A 24,671-nucleotide genomic window follows, 5' to 3' on the forward strand; every position below is an offset into this window, starting at 1 on the left:
GACGCCAGGGCGTCCCGCTTTCCCTTACCAGCGGTAGTGGCTGAAGGCGCGGTTCGCTTCGGCCATGCGATGGGTGTCTTCGCGCTTCTTCACGGCGTTGCCGCGGTTGTTCGACGCGTCGAGCAGCTCGCCCGACAGGCGCGCGGCCATCGTGGTTTCGCTGCGGTTGCGCGCCGCGGCGATCAGCCAGCGGATCGCCAGCGCCTGCGCGCGGTCGGGACGGACCTCGACCGGAACCTGATAGGTCGCACCGCCGACGCGGCGGCTGCGGACTTCGATGTTCGGGCGGATGTTCGCCAGCGCTTCGTGGAACACGCCGATCGGTTCCTTCTTGGCGCGGGCTTCGACCGATTCCAGGGCACCGTAAACGATGCTCTCGGCGACGGACTTCTTTCCGTCCAGCATGACGCTGTTCATGAATTTCGACAGCACGATATCCCCGAAACGGGGATCGGGCAGGATTTCGCGGCGCTCAGGACGACGACGACGAGCCATGGGTAATTCCTTTTACAACAGCATCCCGCCGCCAGAGCGTCGCGGGATGATCAAATAGCCGAAAAAGCGGACCTTATTTGGGTCGCTTCGCGCCGTATTTCGAACGGCTCTGCTTGCGGTCCTTCACACCCTGCGTATCGAGCACGCCGCGCAGGACGTGGTAACGCACACCGGGAAGGTCGCGGACACGACCGCCGCGGATCAGCACGACGCTGTGTTCCTGGAGGTTGTGGCCTTCGCCGGGGATATAGGTGATGACTTCGCGCTGGTTGGTCAGGCGGACCTTGGCAACCTTGCGGAGCGCCGAGTTCGGCTTTTTCGGGGTCGTCGTGTAGACACGGGTGCAAACGCCGCGCTTTTGCGGGTTTGCGTCCATCGCCGGAACCTTGGACTTCACCTTCTGGGGAGTCCGGCCCTTGCGGACCAGCTGGTTGATCGTGGGCATGAATGCTTCACCTTTATGTGTCCGCCCATCAGAGCGAACGGTTACTGTACCGCGGTGGATGAAGCTCCGGCCGCTTACCCGCCGAAAATGGCGGAAAACGGCCGACCTGATAACAGCAAAAGACCCCGGCGGAATCGCATTGATCCTCCGGAGGCTCCATCCGCGCCAGCAATGTTCAAGCGCTGTTGTAACTGAAAAAGGCGGCAAACCGCCCTTTTCGGTCGAGCGCGCCCCTAGCGGCGATTCCCCCGTCGGTCAAGGGGCGAGGCTTCGCGGTCGGTAATATTGTTGCGCCGCCGCGTCCGCGCTATCCCCTTGCCATGTCCGCGCCGCGCCACGCCAGCTTTGCCCCGCACGTCGCCCGCGATACGCGCCTGCTGATCCTCGGCAGCCTGCCCGGTGCGCGATCGCTCGCCGAACGGCAATATTATGCGCATCCGACCAATCAGTTCTGGCGCCTGCTCGGCGACGTCGTCGCCCGGCCGCTCGCGGCGATGCCCTATGCCGAGCGGCTGGCGGAACTGCACGCGATGAAGGTCGGGCTGTGGGACGTGATCCGCAGCGCCGAGCGGCACACAAGCAGCGACTCGCTGATCCGCGAAGCCGAGCCGCACGACCTGGCGGTATTGGTCGCCGATCTGCCCGCCCTCCGCATGATCGCGTTCAACGGCGGCAAGGCGGCGGCGATCGGCCGGCGCCAACTGCCGCCGCTCGAAGGCATTGCGATCGTCGACCTGCCGTCGAGCAGCGCCGCGCACACGATCGGCTTTGCGGCGAAGCGCGATCGCTGGCTCGCGTTGCGCGCCGCGCTTTAGAACCCCATCGCGAAACGGAGCGCCACGCCCTTGTCGTCGGGCAGCGCCGCGATGTGACCCGGATCCCCGCGCCACCATATGTTGGCGATGAGATCACCGCCGAACAGCGACAGCGCGTAGCTCGCCTCGGCCACCAGTTCGCGGCCGGTCGGGGCGAGATTATAGGTGCGCCGCGCAAAGGTTGCGGCGCCGGTGTCATAATCATAGGCGACGGGCAGCATCAGATCGAGGCCGCCATGCGTGACGCGCAGTGGCTGCGCTAGGCGCAGCGCGCCCCGATCGCCGGGCCCGAACAGCCCCGCCTTGGCAATGTCGAACGAAAAGGCGGCCGAGCGGAGCGTGCCGCCCGCGATCAACCCGCCGCGATCGGGCCGCGTCCACATCCGGCGCCACGCCCCCGACAGACTCCAGCCGCCGTCGAGATCGAGTCCGAGACTAGCGTCGCCGACGAGGCTGACCGCGCCGCCGGCTCCGAACACCGGACCGAGCCGCGCACCGAGAAGACTGTCCGATTCGCGAACCCAACTGCCCCCCAGGGCTGCGCGAAGGCGGCCGAAGCGCCCGTCCCACGCCGCCCCCAGCCGCTGATAGCGGCTGTCGCGGCCCGAGCGATAGCGAAGCAGCGGATCGTCCTGCCAGCGCGATCCCGACACCCAGCCATTCTCGGCGGTGAAGCTGAGCCTTTGTCCATGGCCGAGATCGCGACGAAGCAACAGCCCGGCACCCGGGCTCGCCGCGAAGCCGAGCCCCTCCTGCGCGGCGTCGCCGATCAGCATCGCGTGGTTCGATTCGCCGCGTTCGCCGGCAACGAGGCCGCTGAGGCCGCGCCCGGCGGCGAAGCCGATCCGCGTCCGATCGTCCAGCCGCGCGATCATCGACGCCGCGATCGTGCGCGCCTGCCGCGCATCGCGGTACGACAGCCCGGCCAGGGCATCGCCGCCGGGCGCGGTCAGGACCGAAAGCGCCAGCGCGTCCGACGCGGCGCTCTGCTGACGGACGAGACCGCCGATCGCGCCCGACAATTTGAAATCGGGGCGCCGCGGCATCAGCGATGCACCGAAATCGACGTTGAAGGCCCGGCCATATCCGTCGGTGACGAGCCCGACCGCGCGCCCCGCGCGCCCTACCCCCGCATCGCCCATCGGGCCGCCGAGCAAACCGAGCGCAGTGTCGAGCCGCACCGCGCGCGAGGTGCCCGCCAGGGTCGTGGCACCCATCGGCTGAAAGGCCCGGGCAATATCGAGAATGCCCTGCCCGAACACCGCGTCGTCGCCCGCCGCCCCCGCGTCGCGCGCCGACTGGTAAAGCAATTGCACGATCTGCTGGCTGGTCAGGTTCGGAAAGGCCTGCGCGATCAGCGCGACGGCGCCCGCGATCTGCGGCGCGGCAAAGCTGGTGCCGCTCAGCACGAAGACGAAGTTGCCTTCGGTCTCGAGCACCCCATCCTTATAGGCGCAGCACACATCCTCGCCGAGCGCCGCGAGATAGGATCCGGCATAGCTGCCGGCGCGGTTGCTGAAGCTGGAAATCACCCCCTGGTCGTCGACCGATCCCGCGATGATCACCAGCCCGCCGCCGGCATCGCGCAGGCCCTGCGCGAAAGGCTCGGGATTGTTCGGATCATTGCCGTTCGCGGTCGTATCGCCTTCGTTTCCGGCCGAGAGGACGACGATGATCCCCGCCGCGGTCGCGCGTGCCACCGCGGCGCGCAGCCCCGCTCCGGGCGGGTCTTCGCCGCCCAGCGAGATGTTGACGACGCGCGCGCCGGCGCTGATCGCGCGGTCGAGCCCCGCCGCGATCGCGCTGTCGCCGAAACGGCAACCGCTTTCGTCGTCATCGGGATCCTCGGTCGCACAGCTTCCCGGCCGGTCGGCGCGCAGCACGAGCAGGCTGGCGTTGAAGGCGATGCCGAAGGTGCCGGCATCATTCTTGCCGCCGAGCAGCACCTGCGCGACGTTGGTTCCGTGCGTTCCCTCGGCATTGATGCCGCGCGATCCGGCGAGGTCGGCCGAGGCGGACGAAATGCGCCCGGAAAATTCGGGGCTGTCCTCGTCGATCCCGTCGTCGATCACCCCCGCCAATATGCCCTGCCCGGTCGCGCCCGCCTGATAGGCGGTGATCGCACCATGGAAATTCACCCCGTCCGAGCGCCGCGTCTCGGCGGTGTCGAAATTGCCTGTCGGCGGCGGCGTGGGAGTCGGCGTGGGCGCTGGAGCAGGGGTAGGAGTCGGAGCGGGAGTAGGGGCCGGAGGCGGCGCAGGGGTCGGCGACGGCCGCGCTCCACCGCCGCCGCAACCGGCGAGCGACAGGGCAGCGACGCTCAGAAGCAGCGGCAGAGGTCGCCGGGCAATCTCCCGGACCGAACGGCGCCGCACGCTCTCCATCATCGCCCGTCTCCCCTATCCCCTCATGATCGTAGCATTTTCCGGTTTAGGCCCAAAGCCGTTGCCGCAAAGTAAAGCATCCGCCTTGCCGCCGCGCCGCCCGGCCCTTATGCGGCCGATCACCATGACCGTGCCGATCGACCATATCGACAATTGGATCTTCGATCTCGACAACACGCTCTATTCGCCGTCGGCGAAGCTGTTCGACCTGATCGACGCGCGCATGGGCGCCTTCATCATGCGGCTGCTCGATGTCGATGCGGTCGAGGCGCGGCGGGTGCAGAAGCAATATTTCCACGACCATGGCACGACGATGGCGGGGTTGATGCGGCACCACGGCGTCGATCCCGAGGCTTTTCTGGTCGACGTCCACGATATCGCGCTCGACCGGCTGACGATCGACACGCGGTTGCGCGCGGGCCTCGAACGGCTGCCGGGGCGAAGGCTGGTCTTTACCAATGCCGACGCCGACTATGCCGCACGCGTGCTCGAAGCGCGTGGGATCGCCGACCTGTTCGACGGCATCTGCGACATTCGCGTCACGCGCTACACGCCCAAGCCCGACGCGGGGGCCTATGCCGCGATGATCGACCATCTCGGCGTCGATCCGGCGAAGAGCCTGTTCGTCGAGGATATGGCGCGCAACCTGACCCCCGCCAAAGCGCTCGGCATGACGACCGTCTGGCTGGACAATGGCAGCGAAAGCGGCCATCGCGACCACCTGCCGGGTCATGTCGACTTTCACGTCAACGACATCGCCGATTGGCTCGACGACCTTCCTTTACCTTGGGGACTTTCATGACCGACCTGCAAACGACGATCAAAGCCGCCTGGGACGCGCGCGACACGCTGGGACTGGCCACGACCGGCGCGGTGCGCGAGGCGGTCGAGGCCGCGATCGCCGGGCTCGACGACGGCAGCTTCCGCGTCGCCGAGCGCGACGCCAGCGGAACGTGGCAGGTCAATCAGTGGCTCAAGAAAGCGGTGCTGCTGTCGTTCCGCCTCAATGACATGGAGATCATCGAGGGCGGGCCCGGCGGCGCGACCTGGTGGGACAAGGTGCCGTCGAAATTCGCCGGTTGGGGCGAAAACCGTTTCCGCGACGCCGGCTTCCGCGCCGTGCCGGGATCGATCGTCCGCCGCGGCGCCTATATCAGCAAGGGCGCGGTGCTGATGCCGAGCTTCGTCAATATCGGCGCCTATGTCGGCGAGGGATCGATGGTCGATGCCTGGGCCACCGTGGGAAGCTGTGCGCAGATCGGCGCCAACGTCCATTTGTCGGGCGGCGCGGGGATCGGCGGCGTACTCGAACCGCTGCAGGCAGGGCCGGTGGTGATCGAGGACGGCGCCTTCATCGGCGCGCGCGCCGAAGTCGCCGAGGGCGTGGTCGTGCGCGAGGGCGCGGTGCTGTCGATGGGCGTCTATCTCGGCGCCTCGACCAAGATCGTCGACCGCGCGACCGGCGAGGTCTTCATCGGCGAAGTGCCGCCCTATGCCGTCGTCGTCCCCGGATCGTTGCCGGGCAAGCCGCTCCCCGACGGGACGCCGGGCCCGTCGCTCTATTGCGCGGTGATCGTCAAGCGCGTCGACGCGCAGACGCGTGCGAAGACCGGCATCAACGAACTGCTGCGCGACTGATCCTGTCGTCGCCCCCGCAAAGGCGGGGGCCGCTATCGAGATAGTCCAAGGCCGACAGCGGCCCCCGCCTTCGCGGGGGCGACGGTTTTCAGCGTTCGCTCAGATAATAACGTTCGCGCGCCGTCAGGTCATCGCTCAGGTCATAGACGATCGGCTGGCCGGTCGGGATCTCCAGCCCGGTGATGTCGGCATCCGAAATGCCCGACAGATGCTTGACCAGCGCGCGCAGGCTGTTGCCGTGCGCCGAGATCAGCACCGTCTTGCCGGCCTTGAGCTCGGGCGTGATCGCGCTTTCATAATAGGGCAGAACGCGGGCGATCGTGTCCTTGAGGCTTTCGGTCGACGGGATCGCGATGCCGGCGTAGCGCGGGTCTTTCGACAGATCCCAGGGCGAATCGGCGGCGAGCGGCGGGGGCGGGGTGTCGAAGCTGCGCCGCCAGATCTTGACCTGTTCGTCACCGTGCTTCGCCGCGGTCTCGGCCTTGTCGAGCCCGGTGAGGCCGCCGTAATGGCGCTCGTTGAGGCGCCAGTCCTTGGTCACCGGTAGCCACAGGCGGCCCATCGCCTCGAGCGCCAGATTCAGCGTCTTGATCGCGCGCGTCTGGACCGAGGTGAAGCCGACGTCGGGGGCGATGCCCTTGTCCTTCATCAGCTCGCCCGCCGCCCACGCCTCGGCCGCGCCCTTTTCGGTGACGTCGACATCCCACCAGCCGGTGAAGCGGTTTTCGAGATTCCACTGCGACTGGCCGTGGCGGATGAGGATGAGCTGCGGCATGGTCTGTCCTTCGGCTGGAGGGGATTCGCCGCCCCATAGCGCGGGTTTTTGCCGAACGCCAATCGCCCCCTTGAAATGGTTTCATCCGTTACCAGATGGGGGGCATCCGGCCGCCGATACGGGGCCGGACGGCGATCGCGGCGCGTCGCATGATTCGGGCCGCGGTCCCTTTGCTTCGCTTTGACAGGAAGGAATGACCCATGCGTAACAGCTTCGACTGGACCCCCTATCGCCGTTCGACCGTCGGCTTCGACCGACTGTTCGATTTCCTCGAATCGAGCGGTTCCGCGGACAATTATCCGCCCTTCGATATCGAGAAGATCGCCGACGACCATTTCCGCATCACGGTCGCGGTCGCGGGCTTCAAGAATGACGAGATCGACATCACCGCGCAGCAGAACATGCTGACCGTCAGCGGCCGCAAGGCGCCGGTGAAGGAAGGCGAAGGCCGCCAGCTTCTCTACAGCGGCATCGCGACGCGCGCGTTCGAGCGCCGCTTCCAGCTCGCCGACTTCGTGCGGGTCGACAAGGCCGATCTCGCCGACGGGCTGCTCATCATCGACCTGGTGCGCGAAGTACCCGAGGCGATGAAGCCGCACAAGATCGCGATCGGCGGCGTGCAGCCGGTGATCGAGGACAAGAAGGCCGCCTGAGCCTTTTGAGCCTTGCCCTTCGGGGCATAGAACGGGGTCCGGCTCCCTCTCCCGGACCCCGTTTTCATAAGGTATTTTCGCGTCTTCGCGGCGACGCCGCGTTAGAGCCGCCGGGTCATGAAGCGGCTGAACGGGTCCGGCCGATAATCGGCGAAAGGCTCGCAATCCTCGAAACCGTGGCGCCGGTAGAGCGCCAGCGCGGGTTCGAAGGCTGCGCCCGATCCGGTTTCGAGGCTGAGCCGCTCGGCGCCGTGCCTCCGCGCTTCGGCGATGATATGGCCGAGCATCCGCGCGGCGACGCCCTGACGAAGGAAAGCGTCGGCGGTGCGCATCGACTTGATTTCGCCGTGCGTGCCATCCAGCATCTTGAGCGCGCCGCAGCCTGCCAGCACCCCCTCCTTGTGGATCGACCAGAAAGTCACGCCGCCTGCGCGCAGGCCGTCGAAATCGAGGAAGTGACAGCTTCCGGCCGGCGAATTGGCTAGCATCCCAGCGAAATGCCGTTCGAGCAGCGCCCGAATGGGCGCACCCGACAGATCATCCTCGACGATCCGCCAGCTATCGCTCACAGCATCTGGTCGAGCGTCTGAAGACAGGCGTGCGCGAGCAGCTTCGAGCGTTCGGGCGACCAGCCCTGCACCGGGTCGGGCAGGTCGCGATTATCCTTGAACGGCATTTCGAGCGTCATCGACACCGCACCGAAACGCTCGGCAAGCTGCGTCGTCGACATGCTGAGATTCGCCTGGCCCGGCGCCGAAAATTCATAGCCGAGCTCGACCTGAAAATCGGGGGTATTCGCGGCAAGCGCGGTCTGGAACGCCCGATATTTCGCGATCTGCGCGTCCTTCAGCGACGGAATGCCTTCAAAACCCGCGAGGAAGACCGCGGGGATCGCCTCGTCGCCATGGACGTCCATCGCCCAGTCGACGCCGCTTTCGTCCATCGCATTCCGCACGCACAGCACTTCGGGACTGCGCTCGATGGTGGGATTGTCCCATTCGCGGTTGAGGTTCACCCCGGCATAGTTGGTGCGCAGATGGCCGCGCCGCGACCCGTCGGGATTCATGTTCGGGACGATATGGAAGCGGCATTTGCCCAGCAGCGACCGCGCATGAGGGTCAGCGGGATCGGTGAGCTTTTCGAGCGCGCCTTCCATCCACCATTCGGCCATCGATTCGCCCGGATGCTGGCGCGCATAGAGCCAGACCTGCGTATCGCCGCTGCCCATTTCGAGGCAGTCGATCGGCTGGCCCTCGAGGCTGGTGCCGAGGCAGCGATAGGCCACCCCCTCGCATTCGGCGATCGTTGCGACCAGATCATGGTGGCGCTCCATCGAATAGGGCGCGAAATAGGCGATCCAGAGCAGCGGTCCTTCGGCGGTATGGCGGACCGTCAGCGTGCCGGCATCATAGCTGGTGTCGAGGCGGAACCAATGCTCGCGGTCATAGCTCGCGGCGGCGGCATAGCCGGGCCAGCCGTCGGGATAGGCCGAGTTCGCTAGGCCGGTGATCGCCAGTTCCAGCGGGTCGCCGACGCTGCAGGCGACGCGAAAGTGGAACCATTGATAGAAATCGGATTCGCGATCCTTGCGGATGGAAAGACGCGCCGAAGGGCCCTCGACGCTGTCCACGACGATATTGCCGCTGTCGAACGCGGCGTTGATGCTGATAGTCATGGGACGCTGATAGTGCGTCCCGATTCGCCGGGAAAGTCCTTGAATAGAGCTCCGGCCAATTTTGCGGCGGCGAGCGACGGCTGCGCGGCGGGCGCCTTCACCGGCACCGCGGTCAGCGCGCGGCCTTCCCAGATCGCCTGTCCGGTCGCGGCATCGTCGATGCGTACCGACAACTGGAGATCGGCCATGCGCTTCGGTCCGCCGCCGAGATTGATCCCGAGCCCGAGTCCGACCCCCGATCCATAGCTGCCGGTCGAACCGCCGCCCCCCACCGAGACGGGCGAGCGGCGGGCAGCAGGCGGCGGCTCGCTGCGCTCGAACGCGATGCGAACGAGCAAAGGCGCCTTTTCGTTGCTGCCCGCCGCGACGAGTCCTTGCCGCTGGAGCTGCTGATCGACCGCAGCACGGTAGCTGTTCCATTCGAGCGAGGGCATAGCCGCCGCCGCGCCGTCGAGTGGCGCCGTCGCAACCGCGTAGCGCGTGCCCGGCGCCCAGCCGGGAACGGCGTTATGGAAGCGGGTGACTTCGACGGGCGGGACCGCAGTCGCGCAGCCGCCTAGCGCAAGCGCCGCTGCACCGAGCAGGGCGACGGAAAGATGACGCATCATCTGCGCATCATGCGCCACAAAAAATGGCCTGGCAATGAACGGGATGCGGGTCGCGCCCCGTTCAAGGAATCAACGATAGAAGATATGATTGTCGATCGACGCGATGCGCGTCTTGCGCCAGCCCGGCGAGACATAGCGCGCGTGGAAGAAGAGGGCGCCCGGCGCCTGGGTCTTCCAGCTTCCGTCGCGCGCGATCTGCGCGATGGCGACGGCGTTGTTCCACTGGGCCGCGTTGCGGATCGCAGGCATCTTGCCGCCGCGCACGAAGCTGAACTGGCTCGGCTGGTGGACGACACCGCACAGGCTCTTGGGAAAGCGGCCCGACTTGGCGCGGTTGAGCACGACATGCGCGACCGCGAGCTGGCCCGCCAGCGATTCGCCGCGCGATTCGAAATAGACGGCGCCGGCAAGGCAGCGGAGTTCGGGATCGATGTCGGCCGGACGGTCGGTCGCGGCGACGAGTTCGGCGAGCGAGTCGACATCCAGCGTCGGCTTCGGCTCGGCCGCGGACTCGTCCCTGCTTTCGGAAAGGGGATTTTGGGGAAGTGTCACGACCGGCTGTTCGCTTGTCGTCGTGGCATCCGCCGGGTCGCTCTGCGGCGCATCGGCGCCCGGCAGGGTGATGGCGGGAAGATTCGCGCTCTCCGCGAGATCGCTCGCGAAGCCCGGTTCGGCCAGCAGCAGCATCGCGGTGGCCGTCATGCCGACGGCAGCCACGCTGGCGGCGTTCAAAATGCGACTCATATAATCCGTCAAAAGGGCGGCTGATGGACCGAAACCTCAAGACAGGCGGGTGAGCTATATTTGGCTCTATGCCGCCTGCGGCCATCATCCGACTGCGTGTCCGAACCGTTTTTCGGGCCCCTTGCCAAGGCAGGGCAACCCACGGAACGACCTACGCGTTATGGAATGGGCGCGACTTATTGTGCGCCGCAACAGAGTCAAGTTAACGCAGCCCACTCCGCGACGAGTTGTGGCGCATCTGCGATATCCAGTTCGACGATCCACAGGTCGGGATCGGCCTTTCGCCGCCGTTCCTGATAGTTTGCGCGGGCTTCACCATCTTTTGGGTCATCGGGGCCCACGGCCTGCCAGATATAGTGTCCGTCCAGCGAAAAGCGGCGTTCCAGCAACGGTCCGGGCTCGCCGCGATCGCTGCATTGGATGAGGATGGTCCCCGAGGTTTCGTCCCCCCGCGCGAGGATCGCCGCGAAGCCGCCGGCCGCTTCGGTGCGGCGGAGGAGGAGGTCGACGAGAAAGCGACTCTTGAGCCGAGCCACGGAAACGGTCGCGCGTCTAGGCCGCGTCGCGCGTTTCGGCGTCGACGAGCATCGCATAGAGCGCCTCGTCGCTTTTCGCGCCGCGCAGCCGTTCGGCGATGCTGTCGTTGCGGAGCATCCGCGAAACGCCGGCGAGCGCCTTCAGATGATCGGCGCCCGCATCGAGCGGCGACAGCAGCACGAACAGCAGGTCGACCGGCAGGCCGTCGACCGCCTGGAAATCGATCGGGCGGGCCAGTTGCAGGAACAGGCCGCGCACCCCGGTGAGGTCGGCCATCTTCGCGTGCGGAAGCGCGATGCCGCGCCCGAAGCCGGTCGAGCCGAGGCGCTCGCGCTCGAGCAAGGCTTCGCTGACTTCGCCGGCGTCGAGGCCGAGCGAGCGCGCGGCAAGATCACCGACGAGCGGGAACAGCGCCTTTTTCGAATCGAGCTGGACATGCGCGCGCACGGTCGCGGGATAGAGAAGGGAAGATAGGTTCATCGCTTTGGTCAAATCATATCCGCCGGGCGCCGCCCGGTTCATCCTGTTGGCAAACGATCATGGGATCGGTCGTGTGGCAGGCCCCGCCATCCGGGTATCAATGGGCGCGGCCCTTAGGCCGGATGGCGGAGAAAATCCAGTCCTATTGTCTGCAAGCTGCCGCCCTAGCGCGGCTCGACCCAGCCGATCGTGCCGTCGTCGCGGCGATAGACCATATTGTGCGAGCCGGTCTTGCTGTTGACGAACAAGAGCGCGTTGGTGTTGCGAAGGTCGAGCATCATCACCGCGTCGGACACGCTGCTGGTCGGGATATCGACGCGCGTTTCGGCGATGATCGCCGGCGCGTCGCCGGCCTCATCCTCCTCAGCACCGCCGTCGAACACGACATAGCTCGCATTTTCCACGAAATCGTCGATCGACGCGGCGGATTGGCCGTTGAGGTTTCCGCGGTCCTTCAATCGTCGCATATAGCGTCGAAGCTGTTTTTCGATGCGCTCGGCGGCCGCCTCGAAGGCGACATGCGCGTCCTGCGCCTGGCCGTGCCCCTTGAGCACGAGCCCCTGCATCACATGCGCGACGATATCGCACTGGAAGCTGTCGTGCGGCCCCTTGCCGAAGGTCGCGTGCGCGCCGAGCGCGCGGGAGAAATATTTATCGGCAATCGCGTTCATCCGGTCCGACACATGCGCCTGGAGCGCTTCGCCGGTTTCGATCTGGTGTCCAGAGACGCGGATTTCCATTTTTCTTCTCCTTCCAGAATCGCGGCGGCGGCCGGGGCCGCCGTCACGGACTATCGTGCCACAGCGGTCCTGTGAGCTTGGCGACGAATTCGGCATGGCGCGCCAGTTCGGCCGCGCTGGCGGCATGGGCGCGCGGTTCACGAAAGGCGCGCGGCGGCGCGGCGGCGCGAACGGGATCGGCGGCGGCATGCGCGGCCGGCGCGGTTTCCGCCGCCAGGCCGAGGCCGATCTGCCGCCCGCCGGTCATTTCGATATAGAGATGCGCGAGCAGTTCAGCGTCGAGCAGCGCGCCATGCTTGACGCGGTGGCTGCGGTCGATGCCGTAGCGCGTGCAGAGCGCGTCGAGGCTGTGCTTGGCGCCCGGATGGAGCTTGCGCGCCATCTGTACGGTGCAGCACATGCGCGCCATGTCGAGCGCGGGACGTCCGGCGCGCGCGAGCTCGGCATTGATGAAGCCGAAGTCGAAAGCGGCATTGTGCGCGACCATCGGCGCGTCGCCGAGAAAGTCGATCAGTTCGTCGACGCGGGTCGCAAACAGCGGCTTGTCGGACAGGAACTGGATCGACAGACCGTGTACCGCTTCGGCCTCGGCCGGCATATCGCGTTCGGGATGAAAATAGGCATGAAAGGTCCGGCCCGATTCGCGGCGGTCGATCAGTTCGATGCAGCCGATTTCGACCAACCTGTGCCCCGCTCTGGGGTCGAGTCCCGTAGTTTCCGTATCGAAGATTATCTCACGCATCTTCGAATCAATATTGCCCCTATCGGGCGCGGAAACAAGAGGCGATGGCGCGGATCTGACGGTGCGTCTCGCTTTTGGGGCGGCCCGTTTCGATCACGAAATCGGCGCGCGCGCGCTTGACGCGGTCGGCCACCTGCAGATGGCGGATCGCCTTCAGCTTGGCGCGCGTCATGCCGGGACGGCGCATCACCCGCTTGCTCTGCATCCACGTCGGCGCCGAGACGACGGCGATCGCCCCGACCTTGCGCCAGCCGCCCTTCTCGAACAGCAGGGGAATATCGAGGATGACGACCTCGCGGGCGCGATGCCGCATCAGGAATTTATGCTGCGCCTTCGCCACCGCGGGGTGAACGATCGCCTCAAGCGCCGCCAGCTCGTGCGTGTTGCCGAGCACGCGCGTGCCAAGCTCTTGCCGGTCGACGCCGTGCGGGCCGGTGGTGCCCGGGAAGCGCGCCTCGATCGCTGCGACCAGCGCACCGCCAGGCCCTTGAAGCCGGTGCACCTCGGCATCGGCGTCGAAGACGGGGACGCCCTCGCGCTCGAACATCGCCGCCGCGGTCGACTTGCCCATGCCGATCGAGCCGGTGAGGCCGAGGATGAAGGGGCGGCGCAATCGCGCGCCGATGGGGGTTCGGAAGCTCATGTGGTCAGCAGCGCGCGCAACTCGTCGTCGCGGCCTTCGGGCGGCGCCTTGCCGAAAAAGAGCTCGAAAGCGAGCGCCGCCTGCCCGATCAGCATGTCGAGCCCGTCGACGGTGTCGAGTCCGCGCGCTTCGGCGGCCTTCAGCAATCCCGTTTGCAGCGGCGCGTAGACCAAATCGTAGACGATCGCGTCTTCGGGAAGCGGCGACAGGTCGAGGTCGAGCGGCGGTTGCCCGATCATGCCGAGGCTGCTGCTGTTCACGAGCAGCGACACCGGGGGCAACCCGGCGTCGAGCGCGGCGACCTCACCCTTGAGGCCGAAGGCCGCCAGCAGGCCCATCGCTTTCAGCGGCGAGCGGTTCAGGATCGTCACAGGACCGACCTTGGCGCGGGCCAGCGCGAACAGGACCGCGCGCGCGGCACCGCCAGCACCGACGACCGCAACCGGGGCGCCATCGAGATCGAGCTCGGCGAGCGGCGCGTAGAAGCCCGCAGCGTCGGTGTTGGTCCCGACCAGCGCGCCGTCGGGCTGGCGCACGACGGTGTTCATCGCGCCGATCGTGCCGCGAATATCGCCGGGATCGTCGACGAAATCCATGATCGCGAGCTTGTGCGGAATCGTCACGTTGCAACCGCGCCAGTCGGGGTCGTCGCAGCGTTCGGCGATATAGGCAGCCAGATCTTCGGGCTTCACATGCGCGCGGCGATATTCGCCGTCGATCCCGAGCGCCTTCAGCCAGAAGCCATGGATCAGCGGCGATTTCGACTGGGCGATTGGGTCGCCAATTACCTCGGCATAGGGGATGCCGCTCATGCCGGGGCCAGCCCGGTCGCGCGCAGCCACGCCATCAGCGGCAGCATCGGCATACCGATGATCGTCCAGGGATCGCCCTCGACCCGGTCGAATAGTTGCACGCCCGCCCCCTCTATCTCATAGCAGCCGACGGTCCAGCGGATGCTGTCCCAGTGGCGCGCGACATAGTCGGCGATGAAGGCGTCCGGCAAGGGGCGCATCCACAGCTTTGCCTCGCCCACCGCGCGCCAAACAGGCGCACCGTCGCGCGCGGCGACCGCGGCGCTGAACAGGCGGTGCCGCGTTCCGGCCATGCGGCGGAGATGATCGGCGGCCTCTGCGGGGTCCGCGGGTTTCGTCAGCATCGACCCGTCGTCGAGCGCCAGCGTGGTGTCGGCGCCGATCACCGTGACACCGGGAAGCCGCGACGAAATCTTGACCGCCTTCGCTTCGGCGAGCGCGTCAGCGATATTGCGCGGCGTTTGCCCTGCCACGAGCAGCGAAGCGGTCAGCGCCTCCTCATCGACATGGGCGGCGGTCGTCTCGAAGGTGAGCCCGGCGGCGCGGAGCATCGCGGCGCGGCCGCTGCTCTGCGAGGCGAGAAGAAGCTGTGTCATGCCGTGCCGCGATCCTCGATCAGCTTGATCACCGCGGCGGCGGTCTCCTCGATCGAGCGGCGCGTCACGTCGATTACCGGCCAGCCGTTGTCGGCGAACATGCGCCGGGCATAGGCGATCTCGGCCTTGACCCTTTCGTCGTCGACATAGGCGGTTTCGGGTGCCTGATTGAGCGAGAGAAGGCGGTTGCGCCGTACCTGCACCAGCCGGTCGAGCCCGGTGGTCAGTCCAACGACGAGCGGGCGCTTCAGATTGTAGAGCGCGTCGGGTGGCGGCGATTCGGGAACGATCGGGATGTTCGCGGTCTTGTATCCGCGGTTGGCGAGATAGATGCTCGTCGGGGTTTTCGAGGTCCGCGATACCCCGGCGAGCAATATGTCGGCCTGCTCCCAATTCTCCCAGCCGATGCCGTCATCGTGCGCGACGGTGAATTGAATCGCCTCGACCCGCGCGAAATAGGCGGCGTCGAGCACATGCTGGCGGCCGGGGCGCGCCTTCGCTTCCTGTCCCAGCATTCGCGACAGCGCATCGGTGACCGCGTCGAGCGCGGGAACGAGCGGAAGGTTGAGCGCCTCCGCGCGCCGTTCGAGGCTGGCACGCAACTCGCCGTTGACCAGGGTGAACAGGATCATGCCGGGGCTCGCCTGCACTTCGGCGATGATCCGATCGAGATGCGATTCGGATCGCACCATCGGCCAGAAATGGCGCACGACCTCGACATCGTCGAACTGCGCGATCGCCGCCTTGGCGATATTTTCGAGCGTTTCGCCGGTGGAATCGGATATAAGGTGCAGGTGGAGCCGGTCCATAGCCCATATTTCGCAGCGGCGAAGGAAAAGGCAAGCGTGCAGGCTCGTTGCCCCCGCACAGGCAGAGCGACGGACACACGCTGTGGATAAGTTTCGGCATAACCGCCGGGACAAGATCGGCACGCAGGATTCATCCCCGACGCTGCCGATTCCACTCCACCGCTTGTCCACAAGCGATGAAATTTATCCACAGGCTGTGAATTAGGGGGAAAGCGGCCGGCGACTCCGTGACGTTACCTGTGACGCGTAGAGTCAATATGTTGGCAAAAGGGGCGCCCGCGCCTAAAGCCCCGCAATCCGCCGACCAACAAACCACTACAATCATCTTTAAATATATATGAAGAGAGAAAGAGGGACCGCGTGAAGGCGTCGTCGAAAAGCTTGCTGGCAACGCTGCGCGGGGTGCGGCAGGAGCAGCCCGCGCTGTGGCTGATGCGCCAGGCGGGGCGCTATCTCCCCGAATATCGCGCGCTCCGGGAAACCAAGGGGGGCTTCCTCGAACTCTGCTACGACAGCGAGGCTGCGGCCGAGGTCACCTTGCAGCCGATCCGCCGCTTCGGCTTCGACGGCGCGATCCTCTTTTCCGACATTCTCGTCGTTCCGCACGCGCTCGGACAGGATCTGTGGTTCGAGGCGGGTGAGGGACCGCGGCTCGCGCCGCCGCTCGTCGATACTACCCTGGCGTCGCTCGCCGCGATGCCGCAGCGGCTCGACCCGGTATACGCCACCGTCGCGCGCGTCGCCGATGCCTTGCCCCCCGAAACGACCTTCCTTGGCTTTGCCGGCAGCCCGTGGACCGTCGCGACCTATATGGTGGCGGGGCAGGGGTCGAAGGACCAGGCCGCGGCGCGGCGGATGGCGTTCGGCGATCCGGCTGCGTTCGGCGCGATCGTCGAGGCGATCGTCGATTTGTCGGTCGCCTATCTGTCAGGCCAGATCGAACAGGGCGTCGAGGCGGTCCAGCTCTTCGACAGCTGGGCGGGCAGCCTCAGCCCCGCGCAGTTCGAGCGCTGGGTCATCGCCCCCAATGCCGAGATCGTCCGCCGGCTGAAGGCGATCCATCCCGACACACCGGTCATCGGCTTTCCGAAGGGCGCGGGCGGCAAGCTCGCATCCTACGCGAACGAGACCGGGGTCGATGCGATCGGGCTCGACGAGACGGTCGATCCGGCCTGGGTCGACGCGGCGCTGCCACCGCATCTGCCGGTGCAGGGCAATCTCGACCCGCTCGCGCTCGTCGCGGGGGGCGACGTGCTCGACGCCGCGATCGATCGCATCCTTGCGGCTTTCCCCGATCGCCCCCATATCTTCAATCTCGGCCATGGCATCGTGCCCGACACGCCCATAGCCCATGTCGAACATCTGATCCGGCGCGTCCGTGGGTAGGCGGGACTTATGGCAGGTTTTCTGGGGGTAACGATGCTTTGGGTCAAAGCCGCGCACGTGATTTTCGTCATCTTCCTGATGGCGGGGCTGTTCATGATGCCGCGCTTCTTCGTCTATCACCACCAGTGCGCGGTCGGATCGGACGAGGACAAGAAGTGGATCGAGCGCGAGGATCGCCTGCGCAAGATCATCCTCAACCCGTCGATCATCCTCGTCTGGGTGTTCGGGCTGATGCTCGCCTTCAACGGCGATGTTTGGCGCGAGGGCTGGTTCCACGGCAAATTGCTGCTCGTCATCCTGCTCTCGGCCTATCACGGTTGGCTGATCGGCTATTTCAAGAAATTGCGCCGCGGCGAACGCCCGCTGACCGAAAAAAAACTTCGCCTCCTCAACGAGGTGCCGGGGATCGCCGCGGCAATCATCGTCATACTGGTGGTCGTGCGACCGTTCTGAGCCGCCGCCCCGACGCAGCCGCGATTGACTTGCGCAAAAGCGGGTTATAGGGGCCGATCAACCCCGCTTTCCACGCGGACGGTGCTTCCCGCGCCGAAGCTATCGCAAACGGCCGTCCCCCGGCCGGATAGGCATCCCTGCGGATGCACTGAAAACAAAGATTATTTCTCCTGAATTTCATCCTGGAATCCATCCATGCATCTTAAAGAACTCAAGACCAAATCGCCCGCCCAGCTCGTCGAAATGGCCGAGGAACTGGGCGTCGAGGGCGCCTCGACGCTGCGCAAGCAGGATCTGATGTTCTCGATCCTCAAGGAACTCGCCGAAGAGGGCGAGGAAATCATCGGGTCGGGGACGATCGAAGTCCTGCCCGACAGTTTCGGCTTCCTCCGTTCCTCCGACGCCAATTATCTCGCCGGGCCCGACGACATCTATGTCTCGCCGAACCAGGTTCGCAAATATGGCCTGCGCACCGGCGACACCGTCGAGGGCGAGATTCGCGCCCCGCGCGACGGCGAACGCTATTTCGCGCTGACCAGGCTGATCAGCGTCAATTTCGACGATCCCGAGGCGGTGCGCCACCGCGTCAATTTCGACAACCTCACCCCGCTCTATCCGAACCAGAAATTGTCGCTCGACACGGTCGATCCGACCGTGAAGGACAAGTCGGCGCGGGTCATCGACCTCGTCAGCCCGCAGGGCAAGGGCCAGCGCGCGCTGATCGTCGCGCCGCCGCGCACCGGCAAGACCGTGCTGCTCCAGAATATCGCCAAGGCGATCACCGACAATCATCCCGAGGTTTACCTCATCGTTCTGCTCGTCGATGAACGCCCCGAGGAAGTCACCGACATGCAGCGCAGCGTGAAGGGCGAGGTCGTCTCCTCGACCTTCGACGAGCCTGCGACGCGCCACGTCCAGGTCGCCGAAATGGTGATCGAAAAGGCGAAGCGCCTCGTCGAGCACAAGAAGGATGTCGTCATCCTGCTCGACTCGATCACGCGTCTCGGACGCGCCTACAACACCGTCGTGCCGTCGTCGGGCAAGGTGCTGACCGGCGGTGTCGATGCCAATGCGCTCCAGCGTCCGAAGCGTTTCTTCGGCGCCGCGCGCAACATCGAGGAAGGTGGTTCGCTCTCGATCATCGCCACTGCTTTGATCGATACCGGCAGCCGCATGGATGAAGTGATCTTCGAGGAATTCAAGGGCACGGGTAATAGCGAAATCGTCCTCGACCGCAAGGTTGCCGACAAGCGCATCTTCCCGTCGCTCGACGTCGGCAAGTCCGGCACCCGCAAGGAAGAATTGCTCGTCGAAAAGGGCAAGCTTTCGAAGATGTGGGTGCTGCGCCGCATCCTCATGCAGATGGGCACCGTCGATGCGATGGAATTCCTGCTCGACAAGATCAAGGACAGCAAGACGAACGAAGATTTCTTCGATTCGATGAACCAGTAAGTCCGCGCGCGTGGCGGTGGTCGAACTTGCCTTGCTGCCGGTTCGACCGGGGTCCGAAGCCGCGTTCGAGGCGGCCGTCGCCGAGGCGCGGCCGCTGATCGAGGCTTCGCCGGGTTTCCTCGGGCTCGAAATCCGTCCGCCGCTCGACGCCGGCCAGCCCTATCTGCTGATCGCGCACTGGCGCGCAGTCGCGGATCATCGCGAGGGGTTCCGGCGTTCGGACAGGTATGAGCGGTGGCGCGCGCTGCTGCATCCCTTTTATGATCCGGTTCCCACGGTCAGCTATTATGGAGAGCCGCTCTGATGGATTTTTCGGCGATCTTCACCGTCTCGGGGCTCGTGCTGCTCGGGCAGATCATCATCGGCGACCTCACCATGGCGGGCGACAACGTGCTGATCATGGGGACGATCGCCGGCCGGCTTCCCGAACGCGAACGCAAGCGGGTGCTGATGCTCGGCGTCGGCATGGCACTCGTTTTCCTGGTCACTTTCGCGACGATCGCGACGCAGCTTCTCAAGATCACCGGCCTCGTGTTCGCGGGCGGGCTGCTGCTGCTCTGGGTCGCCTATAATATGTATCGCGAGATACGGCCCACGCCCGCCGCCGGTCCGGTCGACGATCCCGAAACCCCGGAAATAGAGGGCGAACCGGCGAAGCAGACCTTTTTCAAGGCGGCGGTTTCGATTGCGATCGCCGACCTGTCGATGAGCATCGACAATGTCCTGCTCGTCGCGTCGATCGCGCGGGAAAATCCGGCCTTGCTGTTCGTCGGCATGACCTTCACGGTGATCGTCATGGGGCTGGCCGCCAATTATGTCGCCAAGCTGCTGCAGCGTTATCACTGGATCGCCTGGGTCGGACTGGTCGTGATCCTCTATGTGGCGCTGAAGATGATTTACGACGGCTGGGTCGATCCCGAGATCGGCCTGGGCCATTTGTTCGGATGGGTGCGCTGAGATGATCGTGGAATTGCTGAGTTTTGCCGCGGGCGCGGCGCCGTCGGCGGGAATCTGGGACGCGATCGTCCATGATTTCTCGAACATCACCGAACCCGCGGCCTTTGCCGCCTTTCTTCAGGTTCTGCTGATCGACCTTGTGCTCGCGGGCGACAATGCGATCGTCGTCGGCGCTCTCGCGGCGGGCCTGCCCGCCGACCAGCGCCGCAAGGTGATCCTGATCGGCGTCGGTGCCGCGCTTGTCCTGCGCATCGGCTTCGCGCTCGTCGTCCAGCAGTTGCTCGGCATCGTCGGGCTGGTGCTCGCGGGCGGCCTGCTGCTGCTCTGGGTCGCGTGGCGCATGTGGCGCGACCTGCGCGGCGGGCACGGCGAATCGGCGGGCTCGCCCGAGGTCGAGGGCGACGAGGAGTCAGGTCTGAAGCCCGCCAAGAGCTTTGCCGCCGCGGCGTGGGGCGTCGCGGTCGCCGATGTCTCGATGAGCCTCGACAATGTCCTCGCGGTCGCCGGCGCGGCCCGCGAGCATCCCGGCATCCTGATCGTCGGGCTGATCTTCGCGGTCGCGATGATGGGCGTGGCGGCGAACATCATCGCCAAATATATCGAGCGTTACCGCTGGATCGCCTGGGTCGGCCTCGCGGTGATCGTCTATGTGGCGGGCAAGATGATCTGGGAGGGTTGGCACGACGTCCATCCGCATTTCATGAGCTTTATCGGCGGCTGATCGGGCGCTGTGCTGGACAGCGTCTCTATCGCGCCGCATGACGGGTCCATGGCAGATGATGCGATGGTACCGATTGCGCGGATATTGGCGCGAGGTGAGGCGCTGACCGTCGCCGCGATGCTCGATGCCGCCGGGATCATCGTTCATGTCGGCGGCGAATATTATACGAGCGTTTCGCCCGACATCATTGCGATCGGCGGTTTCCGGCTGACCGTGCCGGCATGGCAATATGAGGATGCCTCGGAGATCCTTGCCGAGATGCTGACGGTTCCTGAGATTCAGCCCGGCGACCATATGCGGCGCGCGATCGGACGCCTGGCGCTGGCGACCATGGGGTCGGTCGCCGTCGTTCTTACCCCTTGTGCCGCGCTCTTCGGGGTGAAGGCCTTGATCGCCGTCCTCATCTCACCGGCGATGCTGCTTCAGCTTCCGGTCAATCCGCTGGGCCGGGGCGATTATTATCTGAGCCCCCGGACCGGTTGAACTCTCGACCCGGAGACCCGATCTGATGGTCATGTCCCAGCTCCACATGACCCGCGTCGCCGTGGGATGCCCCGACTATCCCTCGCTCGCCGCGCGGATTTCCGCGCGCAGCGAGACAGGGGAGGTTCGCTTCACGACGCGGTTCAAGCCGAAGCGAGCCGACCAACTGATCGGTGGCAAGCTGCATTTCATCGTCCGCCACACGCTCGTCGGCCGGGTCGAGATATTGCGCTTCGACGATCGCGACGACGGGCGGATCGACATCGTCTGCAAAGGGCTGCTCGAACGCATCCACCCGCAGCCGAAGCGCGCGCATCAGGGCTGGCGCTACCTGACCGACGCCGATGCCCCGAAGGGCATCGATGACGGCGACGGGATCGGCGATTTACCACCCGAACTCTATCGCGAGCTGGCGGAATTGAGCCTGATCTAGAGCATGATCAGTTCAGACTGAATCGTTATCCCGGCGAAGGCCGGGATGACGAGATAAGGAAGGTGGTGCTTCGGTCCAACCCCATCACGATCTAAAGCGCCGCGCGGAAACTGTTCGCGCGGGCCATCGCCCAATAGCGAGCGCTCGACACCGAATCGGGATCGGCGAGCAGCACGCCGCGGTCGTAGAATTTATAGATGCGGTCGATCGAATCCGAGCGTGCCGAATTGAGCCGTTCGTGCAGGTGGTGCGGCCGGATTGCCCAGGGATTGTCGAGCCCCATCGCACAGCTCAAATCCCACAGCGCCGACACCGTCGCGGTCTGAAAGCGGCGGACGCGCTCGGCCTTGTCCGCAACCACCAGTCCGCGCTGGCGACCGGGGTCCTGCGTCGCGATTCCGGTCGGGCATTTGTCGGTATGGCATTTGAGCGACTGGACGCAGCCGAGCGTGAACATGAAGGCGCGCGCGGCGTTCGACCAGTCGGCGCCGAGCGCGCAGTTGGTCGCGAGCCCCGCGCCTGAATGCACCTTGCCCGACGCCGCGAGCCGCACCTCTTCCTTGAGCCCGCAGCCGACGAGCGCGTTGCGCACGAAGATCAGCCCTTCGCGGAGCGGCATCCCGACGCGGTTGGAAAATTCGACCGGTGCTGCGCCGGTCCCCCCTTCGGCGCCGTCGACGACGATATAATCGAGGCGGATTCCGGTTTCGATCATCGCCTTCATGACGGCATAGATTTCGTGGGGCTGGCCGACGCAGAGTTTGATGCCGACGGGCTTGCCGCCTGAAAGCTCGCGCAGTTTAGCCGCCCACTCGACCATCTCGATCGGGGTCGCGAAAGCCGAGTGCGCGGCAGGGGAGATGCAATCCTGCCCTTCGGGAACGCCGCGCGTCGCCGCGATTTCGGCGCTGACCTTGGGCCCGGGCAACACCCCACCATGCCCCGGTTTCGCGCCCTGGCTGAGCTTGATCTCGATCATCCTGACCTGCTCGCTCTGCGCACGGTCGCGAAAGCGCGCGGGGTCGAAGCGGCCGGTCTCGTCGCGGCAGCCGAAATAACCGCTGCCGAGTTCCCACACGATATCGCCGCCATATTTGGCGTGATAGGGGCTGAAACCGCCTTCGCCGGTGTCGTGATAGAAATTGCCCAGCTTGGCGCCGAGGTTGAGCGCCTCGATCGCATTGGCGCCTAGTGAGCCGAAGCTCATCGCCGAGATGTTGAGCAGCGCGGCGTCATAGGGCCGCGAACATTGCGCGCCACCGACTGTCACCCGCTGCGTGCGGTCATGGTCGTGCTTCGGCGCGATGCTGTGGCTCATCCACTCATATTCGTCCGAATAGACGTCGAGTTCGGTGCCGAAGGGATGCGCGTCGAGATCGCCCTTGGCCCGCGCATAGACAAGGTCGCGCTCGGTGCGCGCGAAAGGACGGCCCTCGAGCGGGCTTTCGACGATATAGGAATAGAGGAAGGGTCGCAGCGCTTCGAACAGCCAGCGGATGCGCGCGATCAGCGGGTAGTTGCGGCGCAGGCTGTGCTTGCGCTGGACGGCGTCATACAGCGCGATCAGCAGCAGCGGCACCCAGGCCACCAGCGTCCAGCGCGCAGGCGGCCACCAGGTCGCGGCGGCGGCGAGCGCGATCAGGACGGGAAAGGCGATCCAGCGGAGCATCGGCGTATAGGAATCAGCCGGCCTGCGCCGCGAGCGTCGCCGCCATCTTTTCCCATACCTTGTTGATCGCCTTGAGCGGTCGCACCATCACCTTGAAATCTATGATCTTTCCTCCGCCATCCCAGCGGATGATGTCGACACCGTTGATCTGGATGCCGTCGAGTTCCGTCTGGAATTCCAGCATCGCCTGATCGCCGTCGACGATCTCGCGCAGATAGCGGAAATCGTCGCCGCCGAGCGCGTGGCTCGCCGCGTGGAGATAGGCGAAGACCTTGTCGCGGCCTTCCTGCGGTGTGTGGACGACGGGCGAGTGAAACACCGCATCCTCGGCGAGCAAGGCCTTCAGCGCCTCGGGATCGCCGCCGCCCGCCATATAGGCGTGCCAGGCGGCGAGACCGTCATGCGCGCTCATGCGAGCTGCTCGGCGAAGAAGGCGCGGGTGCGGCCGTCGGCGAGCTGAGCCGCCTCCTCGTTGCGCCGGTTACCGTGGGTCGCGGCGAAACCATGGTCGAGCCCTTCATAGTCATGGAGCGTGACTTTCGGGTTCGGATCGAGGCCCTCATGCATCTTCGCCTGCGCTTCGGGACTGACGAAATGGTCGTTCGTCGGAATATGGAGCAGCAACGGATGCGCGATTGCGTGGCTTTCGCCCAGCATCTGGTCGATCATCACCCCATAATAGCCGACCGATGCGTCGATGTCGGTGCGCGCCGCCGTCATATACGCAAGCTTGCCGCCGAGGCAGAAGCCGACCGCGCCGACCTTGTTCGCGCTTTGGCCGCGTGCCCAGCGGATGACAGCCTCGATGTCCTTCACGCCCTTGTCGGCATCGAACTGGCCGAAATAGCCGAGCGCCTCGTTCATTTCGGTCTCGATATCGGGGTCGAGCTCGATGCCGGGGGCAAAGCGCCAGAAGATATCGGGTGCAACCGCCAGATAGCCCTGTGCCGCCCAATCGTCGCATTTCTCGCGAATTCCGGCATTCACGCCGAAGATTTCGGGAATGACGATGATCGCACGCGATGAATCGGCGTCAGGACGCGCGACATAGGCGGGAATCGCGCCTTCGCCGTCGAGCGCGGCGATGGTGGTGTTCGTCGGGGAGGGTGCGGACATCGGGGAGCTCTCCTGTCTCTTGCTTCTTGGCGGGGAAAGCGCGAAGCTAGCGGGCCAACGGGCGCGGCTCAAGCGCCGAAGGGGGAAGGCCAGGCGATGAAGTTCAATATCGAGATCGATTGCACGCCCGAAGAGGCGCGTCGGCTGTTCGGGCTTCCCGACCTCGAGCCGCTCCACGACATCTATCTGTCGCGCGTCAAGGAACTGATGGCGAAGGGGATCACCCCCGACATGGTGCAGGCGATGGTCAAGAGCTGGGTACCGATGGGCGAAAGCGGGCTGGGTCTGGTCCAGTCGTTGCTCGGCCAGTTCGGCGGCGGATTGATGGGCGGCGCGTCGAAAGCGTCCGACAAGGGCGATGACGACAAATCCGCCAAGGGACGCAAGAGCTGAACCAAAGCCTTGTAAGC

32 protein-coding genes are annotated in these 24,671 nt (G+C 65.6%); 13 read left to right on the forward strand and 19 right to left on the reverse strand.

The window, feature by feature from the left end; all coding sequences use genetic code 11:
* Positions 1 to 24 precede the first annotated feature (24 nt).
* The gene (rpsG, locus tag ACVENA_RS19010; protein ID WP_257546171.1) at positions 25 to 495 is read right to left on the reverse strand and encodes a 30S ribosomal protein S7; all 471 of its coding nucleotides are present in this window, start codon (positions 493 to 495) and stop codon (positions 25 to 27) included.
* Positions 496 to 568: 73 nt separating this feature from the next.
* Positions 569 to 940, reverse strand: a complete 372-nt coding sequence (gene rpsL, locus ACVENA_RS19015) for a 30S ribosomal protein S12 (RefSeq protein WP_037515637.1) — start codon at positions 938 to 940, stop codon at positions 569 to 571.
* Between the two features lie 320 nt (positions 941 to 1,260).
* Between rpsL and ACVENA_RS19020 the strand changes: the two genes are divergently transcribed.
* The gene (locus ACVENA_RS19020; protein ID WP_449326640.1) at positions 1,261 to 1,755 is read left to right on the forward strand and encodes a DNA-deoxyinosine glycosylase; all 495 of its coding nucleotides are present in this window, start codon (positions 1,261 to 1,263) and stop codon (positions 1,753 to 1,755) included.
* Here the strand turns inward: ACVENA_RS19020 and ACVENA_RS19025 are convergent.
* The gene (locus ACVENA_RS19025) at positions 1,752 to 4,142 is read right to left on the reverse strand and encodes a S8 family serine peptidase (RefSeq protein WP_449326641.1); all 2,391 of its coding nucleotides are present in this window, start codon (positions 4,140 to 4,142) and stop codon (positions 1,752 to 1,754) included. The two genes, ACVENA_RS19020 and ACVENA_RS19025, sit on opposite strands and share 4 nt — an antisense overlap.
* A 121-nt stretch (positions 4,143 to 4,263) precedes the next feature.
* On the opposite strand from ACVENA_RS19025, the gene ACVENA_RS19030 reads away from it, so the two are divergent.
* Both ACVENA_RS19030 and dapD read left to right on the forward strand, forming a co-directional pair.
* Positions 4,264 to 4,941, forward strand: a complete 678-nt coding sequence (locus tag ACVENA_RS19030; protein WP_449328968.1) for a pyrimidine 5'-nucleotidase — start codon at positions 4,264 to 4,266, stop codon at positions 4,939 to 4,941.
* Entirely contained in the window at positions 4,938 to 5,777 is an 840-nt protein-coding gene (gene dapD / locus ACVENA_RS19035; protein ID WP_449326642.1) for a 2,3,4,5-tetrahydropyridine-2,6-dicarboxylate N-succinyltransferase, read from the forward strand. The genes ACVENA_RS19030 and dapD overlap by 4 nt, the downstream gene beginning before the upstream one ends.
* Positions 5,778 to 5,865: 88 nt before the next feature.
* Here the strand turns inward: dapD and gpmA are convergent, their stop codons facing one another.
* Complete coding sequence (gene gpmA, locus ACVENA_RS19040) at positions 5,866 to 6,552, reverse strand: 2,3-diphosphoglycerate-dependent phosphoglycerate mutase (protein ID WP_449326643.1); 687 nt, start codon at positions 6,550 to 6,552, stop codon at positions 5,866 to 5,868.
* 200 nt (positions 6,553 to 6,752) lie between these two features.
* On the opposite strand from gpmA, the gene ACVENA_RS19045 reads away from it, so the two are divergent.
* Positions 6,753 to 7,205, forward strand: coding sequence for an Hsp20 family protein (locus tag ACVENA_RS19045; RefSeq protein ID WP_449326644.1), 453 nt, complete (start codon positions 6,753 to 6,755; stop codon positions 7,203 to 7,205).
* Positions 7,206 to 7,306: 101 nt separating this feature from the next.
* Here ACVENA_RS19045 and ACVENA_RS19050 read toward each other — a convergent pair whose 3' ends face one another.
* The 12 genes from ACVENA_RS19050 to ACVENA_RS19105 form a co-directional block, all read right to left on the reverse strand.
* Positions 7,307 to 7,774 (reverse strand): GNAT family N-acetyltransferase, encoded by a 468-nt coding sequence (locus ACVENA_RS19050; RefSeq protein ID WP_449326645.1) that lies wholly within the window; start codon positions 7,772 to 7,774, stop codon positions 7,307 to 7,309.
* Entirely contained in the window at positions 7,771 to 8,880 is a 1,110-nt protein-coding gene (locus tag ACVENA_RS19055; RefSeq protein WP_449326646.1) for a M14 family metallopeptidase, read from the reverse strand. Before ACVENA_RS19055 ends, ACVENA_RS19050 begins: the two co-directional genes overlap by 4 nt.
* Complete coding sequence (locus ACVENA_RS19060; protein WP_449326647.1) at positions 8,877 to 9,488, reverse strand: DUF4136 domain-containing protein; 612 nt, start codon at positions 9,486 to 9,488, stop codon at positions 8,877 to 8,879. The genes ACVENA_RS19055 and ACVENA_RS19060 overlap by 4 nt, the downstream gene beginning before the upstream one ends.
* A gap of 69 nt (positions 9,489 to 9,557) precedes the next feature.
* Positions 9,558 to 10,232, reverse strand: a complete 675-nt coding sequence (locus ACVENA_RS19065; protein WP_449326648.1) for a cell wall hydrolase — start codon at positions 10,230 to 10,232, stop codon at positions 9,558 to 9,560.
* A 197-nt stretch (positions 10,233 to 10,429) separates the two neighbouring features.
* Positions 10,430 to 10,768 (reverse strand): DUF1491 family protein, encoded by a 339-nt coding sequence (locus ACVENA_RS19070; RefSeq protein WP_449326649.1) that lies wholly within the window; start codon positions 10,766 to 10,768, stop codon positions 10,430 to 10,432.
* Positions 10,769 to 10,784: 16 nt separating this feature from the next.
* Positions 10,785 to 11,249, reverse strand: a complete 465-nt coding sequence (locus ACVENA_RS19075; protein ID WP_257546215.1) for a PTS sugar transporter subunit IIA — start codon at positions 11,247 to 11,249, stop codon at positions 10,785 to 10,787.
* A 164-nt stretch (positions 11,250 to 11,413) separates the two neighbouring features.
* Positions 11,414 to 11,989 carry a ribosome hibernation-promoting factor, HPF/YfiA family gene (gene hpf, locus ACVENA_RS19080; RefSeq protein WP_449326650.1) on the reverse strand — a complete coding sequence of 192 codons (576 nt, stop codon included), beginning with the start codon at positions 11,987 to 11,989 and terminating at the stop codon, positions 11,414 to 11,416.
* 43 nt (positions 11,990 to 12,032) lie between these two features.
* Positions 12,033 to 12,731 carry a DNA polymerase III subunit epsilon gene (gene dnaQ / locus ACVENA_RS19085; RefSeq protein ID WP_449326651.1) on the reverse strand — a complete coding sequence of 233 codons (699 nt, stop codon included), beginning with the start codon at positions 12,729 to 12,731 and terminating at the stop codon, positions 12,033 to 12,035.
* Positions 12,732 to 12,750: 19 nt separating this feature from the next.
* Complete coding sequence (gene coaE / locus ACVENA_RS19090) at positions 12,751 to 13,374, reverse strand: dephospho-CoA kinase (protein WP_449326652.1); 624 nt, start codon at positions 13,372 to 13,374, stop codon at positions 12,751 to 12,753.
* Entirely contained in the window at positions 13,371 to 14,186 is an 816-nt protein-coding gene (aroE, locus tag ACVENA_RS19095; protein ID WP_449326653.1) for a shikimate dehydrogenase, read from the reverse strand. The genes coaE and aroE overlap by 4 nt, the downstream gene beginning before the upstream one ends.
* Positions 14,183 to 14,782 carry a Maf family protein gene (locus ACVENA_RS19100; protein ID WP_449326654.1) on the reverse strand — a complete coding sequence of 200 codons (600 nt, stop codon included), beginning with the start codon at positions 14,780 to 14,782 and terminating at the stop codon, positions 14,183 to 14,185. The genes aroE and ACVENA_RS19100 overlap by 4 nt, the downstream gene beginning before the upstream one ends.
* Positions 14,779 to 15,591, reverse strand: coding sequence for a pyruvate, water dikinase regulatory protein (locus tag ACVENA_RS19105; RefSeq protein ID WP_449326655.1), 813 nt, complete (start codon positions 15,589 to 15,591; stop codon positions 14,779 to 14,781). The genes ACVENA_RS19100 and ACVENA_RS19105 overlap by 4 nt, the downstream gene beginning before the upstream one ends.
* 360 nt (positions 15,592 to 15,951) lie before the next feature.
* Between ACVENA_RS19105 and hemE the strand changes: the two genes are divergently transcribed.
* The 8 genes from hemE to ACVENA_RS19145 all read left to right on the forward strand — a co-directional run bounded on the left by hemE (position 15,952) and on the right by ACVENA_RS19145 (position 21,476).
* The gene (gene hemE, locus ACVENA_RS19110; protein WP_449326656.1) at positions 15,952 to 16,977 is read left to right on the forward strand and encodes a uroporphyrinogen decarboxylase; all 1,026 of its coding nucleotides are present in this window, start codon (positions 15,952 to 15,954) and stop codon (positions 16,975 to 16,977) included.
* A 9-nt stretch (positions 16,978 to 16,986) separates the two neighbouring features.
* Entirely contained in the window at positions 16,987 to 17,430 is a 444-nt protein-coding gene (locus tag ACVENA_RS19115) for a CopD family protein (protein WP_449326657.1), read from the forward strand.
* Positions 17,431 to 17,625: 195 nt separating this feature from the next.
* Positions 17,626 to 18,882 carry a transcription termination factor Rho gene (gene rho, locus ACVENA_RS19120; protein WP_257546235.1) on the forward strand — a complete coding sequence of 419 codons (1,257 nt, stop codon included), beginning with the start codon at positions 17,626 to 17,628 and terminating at the stop codon, positions 18,880 to 18,882.
* 10 nt (positions 18,883 to 18,892) lie between these two features.
* On the forward strand, positions 18,893 to 19,186 hold the full coding sequence (locus ACVENA_RS19125) for an antibiotic biosynthesis monooxygenase family protein (RefSeq protein WP_449326658.1): 294 nt from the start codon (positions 18,893 to 18,895) through the stop codon (positions 19,184 to 19,186).
* A complete protein-coding gene (locus tag ACVENA_RS19130) occupies positions 19,186 to 19,839 on the forward strand; it encodes a YjbE family putative metal transport protein (RefSeq protein WP_449326659.1) in 654 nt (217 codons plus the stop codon). Before ACVENA_RS19125 ends, ACVENA_RS19130 begins: the two co-directional genes overlap by 1 nt.
* Position 19,840: 1 nt before the next feature.
* Positions 19,841 to 20,560 carry a YjbE family putative metal transport protein gene (locus ACVENA_RS19135; RefSeq protein ID WP_449326660.1) on the forward strand — a complete coding sequence of 240 codons (720 nt, stop codon included), beginning with the start codon at positions 19,841 to 19,843 and terminating at the stop codon, positions 20,558 to 20,560.
* A gap of 48 nt (positions 20,561 to 20,608) precedes the next feature.
* Positions 20,609 to 21,043: a hypothetical protein gene (locus ACVENA_RS19140; protein WP_449326661.1), complete on the forward strand. Its 435-nt coding sequence runs from the start codon at positions 20,609 to 20,611 to the stop codon at positions 21,041 to 21,043.
* A gap of 31 nt (positions 21,044 to 21,074) precedes the next feature.
* Complete coding sequence (locus tag ACVENA_RS19145) at positions 21,075 to 21,476, forward strand: DUF1489 family protein (RefSeq protein WP_449326662.1); 402 nt, start codon at positions 21,075 to 21,077, stop codon at positions 21,474 to 21,476.
* A gap of 91 nt (positions 21,477 to 21,567) precedes the next feature.
* Here the strand turns inward: ACVENA_RS19145 and ACVENA_RS19150 are convergent, their stop codons facing one another.
* Genes ACVENA_RS19150 through ACVENA_RS19160 form a run of 3 tightly spaced genes read right to left on the reverse strand, consistent with a single transcriptional unit; the run spans position 21,568 to position 24,261 of the window.
* The gene (locus tag ACVENA_RS19150) at positions 21,568 to 23,145 is read right to left on the reverse strand and encodes an FMN-binding glutamate synthase family protein (RefSeq protein ID WP_449326663.1); all 1,578 of its coding nucleotides are present in this window, start codon (positions 23,143 to 23,145) and stop codon (positions 21,568 to 21,570) included.
* 13 nt (positions 23,146 to 23,158) lie between these two features.
* Positions 23,159 to 23,557 (reverse strand): nuclear transport factor 2 family protein, encoded by a 399-nt coding sequence (locus ACVENA_RS19155; RefSeq protein WP_449326664.1) that lies wholly within the window; start codon positions 23,555 to 23,557, stop codon positions 23,159 to 23,161.
* Positions 23,554 to 24,261, reverse strand: a complete 708-nt coding sequence (locus tag ACVENA_RS19160) for a dienelactone hydrolase family protein (RefSeq protein WP_449326665.1) — start codon at positions 24,259 to 24,261, stop codon at positions 23,554 to 23,556. Before ACVENA_RS19160 ends, ACVENA_RS19155 begins: the two co-directional genes overlap by 4 nt.
* 96 nt (positions 24,262 to 24,357) lie before the next feature.
* On the opposite strand from ACVENA_RS19160, the gene ACVENA_RS19165 reads away from it, so the two are divergent.
* Positions 24,358 to 24,654, forward strand: a complete 297-nt coding sequence (locus ACVENA_RS19165; RefSeq protein WP_449326666.1) for a DUF6489 family protein — start codon at positions 24,358 to 24,360, stop codon at positions 24,652 to 24,654.
* The last annotated feature ends 17 nt before the right edge of the window (positions 24,655 to 24,671 follow it).

It is taken from the genome of Sphingopyxis sp. 550A (assembly GCF_053569535.1).

Excerpts from the sequence above, each read along its gene's own strand:
- ACVENA_RS19160 (WP_449326665.1), bottom strand. The coding sequence starts at position 24,261 with ATGTCCGCACCCTCCCCGACGAACACCACCATCGCCGCGCTCGACGGC.
- dapD (WP_449326642.1), top strand. The coding sequence starts at position 4,938 with ATGACCGACCTGCAAACGACGATCAAAGCCGCCTGGGACGCGCGCGAC.
- hpf (WP_449326650.1), bottom strand. The coding sequence starts at position 11,989 with ATGGAAATCCGCGTCTCTGGACACCAGATCGAAACCGGCGAAGCGCTC.
- rpsG (WP_257546171.1), bottom strand. The coding sequence starts at position 495 with ATGGCTCGTCGTCGTCGTCCTGAGCGCCGCGAAATCCTGCCCGATCCC.
- ACVENA_RS19155 (WP_449326664.1), bottom strand. The coding sequence starts at position 23,557 with ATGAGCGCGCATGACGGTCTCGCCGCCTGGCACGCCTATATGGCGGGC.
- ACVENA_RS19025 (WP_449326641.1), bottom strand. The coding sequence starts at position 4,142 with ATGATGGAGAGCGTGCGGCGCCGTTCGGTCCGGGAGATTGCCCGGCGA.
- ACVENA_RS19060 (WP_449326647.1), bottom strand. The coding sequence starts at position 9,488 with ATGATGCGTCATCTTTCCGTCGCCCTGCTCGGTGCAGCGGCGCTTGCG.
- ACVENA_RS19135 (WP_449326660.1), top strand. The coding sequence starts at position 19,841 with ATGATCGTGGAATTGCTGAGTTTTGCCGCGGGCGCGGCGCCGTCGGCG.
- ACVENA_RS19030 (WP_449328968.1), top strand. The coding sequence starts at position 4,264 with ATGACCGTGCCGATCGACCATATCGACAATTGGATCTTCGATCTCGAC.
- dnaQ (WP_449326651.1), bottom strand. The coding sequence starts at position 12,731 with ATGCGTGAGATAATCTTCGATACGGAAACTACGGGACTCGACCCCAGA.
- gpmA (WP_449326643.1), bottom strand. The coding sequence starts at position 6,552 with ATGCCGCAGCTCATCCTCATCCGCCACGGCCAGTCGCAGTGGAATCTC.
- ACVENA_RS19020 (WP_449326640.1), top strand. The coding sequence starts at position 1,261 with ATGTCCGCGCCGCGCCACGCCAGCTTTGCCCCGCACGTCGCCCGCGAT.
- ACVENA_RS19115 (WP_449326657.1), top strand. The coding sequence starts at position 16,987 with ATGGCAGGTTTTCTGGGGGTAACGATGCTTTGGGTCAAAGCCGCGCAC.
- ACVENA_RS19045 (WP_449326644.1), top strand. The coding sequence starts at position 6,753 with ATGCGTAACAGCTTCGACTGGACCCCCTATCGCCGTTCGACCGTCGGC.
- ACVENA_RS19075 (WP_257546215.1), bottom strand. The coding sequence starts at position 11,249 with ATGAACCTATCTTCCCTTCTCTATCCCGCGACCGTGCGCGCGCATGTC.
- rpsL (WP_037515637.1), bottom strand. The coding sequence starts at position 940 with ATGCCCACGATCAACCAGCTGGTCCGCAAGGGCCGGACTCCCCAGAAG.
- ACVENA_RS19150 (WP_449326663.1), bottom strand. The coding sequence starts at position 23,145 with ATGCTCCGCTGGATCGCCTTTCCCGTCCTGATCGCGCTCGCCGCCGCC.
- ACVENA_RS19055 (WP_449326646.1), bottom strand. The coding sequence starts at position 8,880 with ATGACTATCAGCATCAACGCCGCGTTCGACAGCGGCAATATCGTCGTG.
- rho (WP_257546235.1), top strand. The coding sequence starts at position 17,626 with ATGCATCTTAAAGAACTCAAGACCAAATCGCCCGCCCAGCTCGTCGAA.
- ACVENA_RS19130 (WP_449326659.1), top strand. The coding sequence starts at position 19,186 with ATGGATTTTTCGGCGATCTTCACCGTCTCGGGGCTCGTGCTGCTCGGG.
- ACVENA_RS19065 (WP_449326648.1), bottom strand. The coding sequence starts at position 10,232 with ATGAGTCGCATTTTGAACGCCGCCAGCGTGGCTGCCGTCGGCATGACG.
- coaE (WP_449326652.1), bottom strand. The coding sequence starts at position 13,374 with ATGAGCTTCCGAACCCCCATCGGCGCGCGATTGCGCCGCCCCTTCATC.
- ACVENA_RS19105 (WP_449326655.1), bottom strand. The coding sequence starts at position 15,591 with ATGGACCGGCTCCACCTGCACCTTATATCCGATTCCACCGGCGAAACG.
- ACVENA_RS19100 (WP_449326654.1), bottom strand. The coding sequence starts at position 14,782 with ATGACACAGCTTCTTCTCGCCTCGCAGAGCAGCGGCCGCGCCGCGATG.
- aroE (WP_449326653.1), bottom strand. The coding sequence starts at position 14,186 with ATGAGCGGCATCCCCTATGCCGAGGTAATTGGCGACCCAATCGCCCAG.
- ACVENA_RS19165 (WP_449326666.1), top strand. The coding sequence starts at position 24,358 with ATGAAGTTCAATATCGAGATCGATTGCACGCCCGAAGAGGCGCGTCGG.
- ACVENA_RS19145 (WP_449326662.1), top strand. The coding sequence starts at position 21,075 with ATGTCCCAGCTCCACATGACCCGCGTCGCCGTGGGATGCCCCGACTAT.
- ACVENA_RS19140 (WP_449326661.1), top strand. The coding sequence starts at position 20,609 with ATGGCAGATGATGCGATGGTACCGATTGCGCGGATATTGGCGCGAGGT.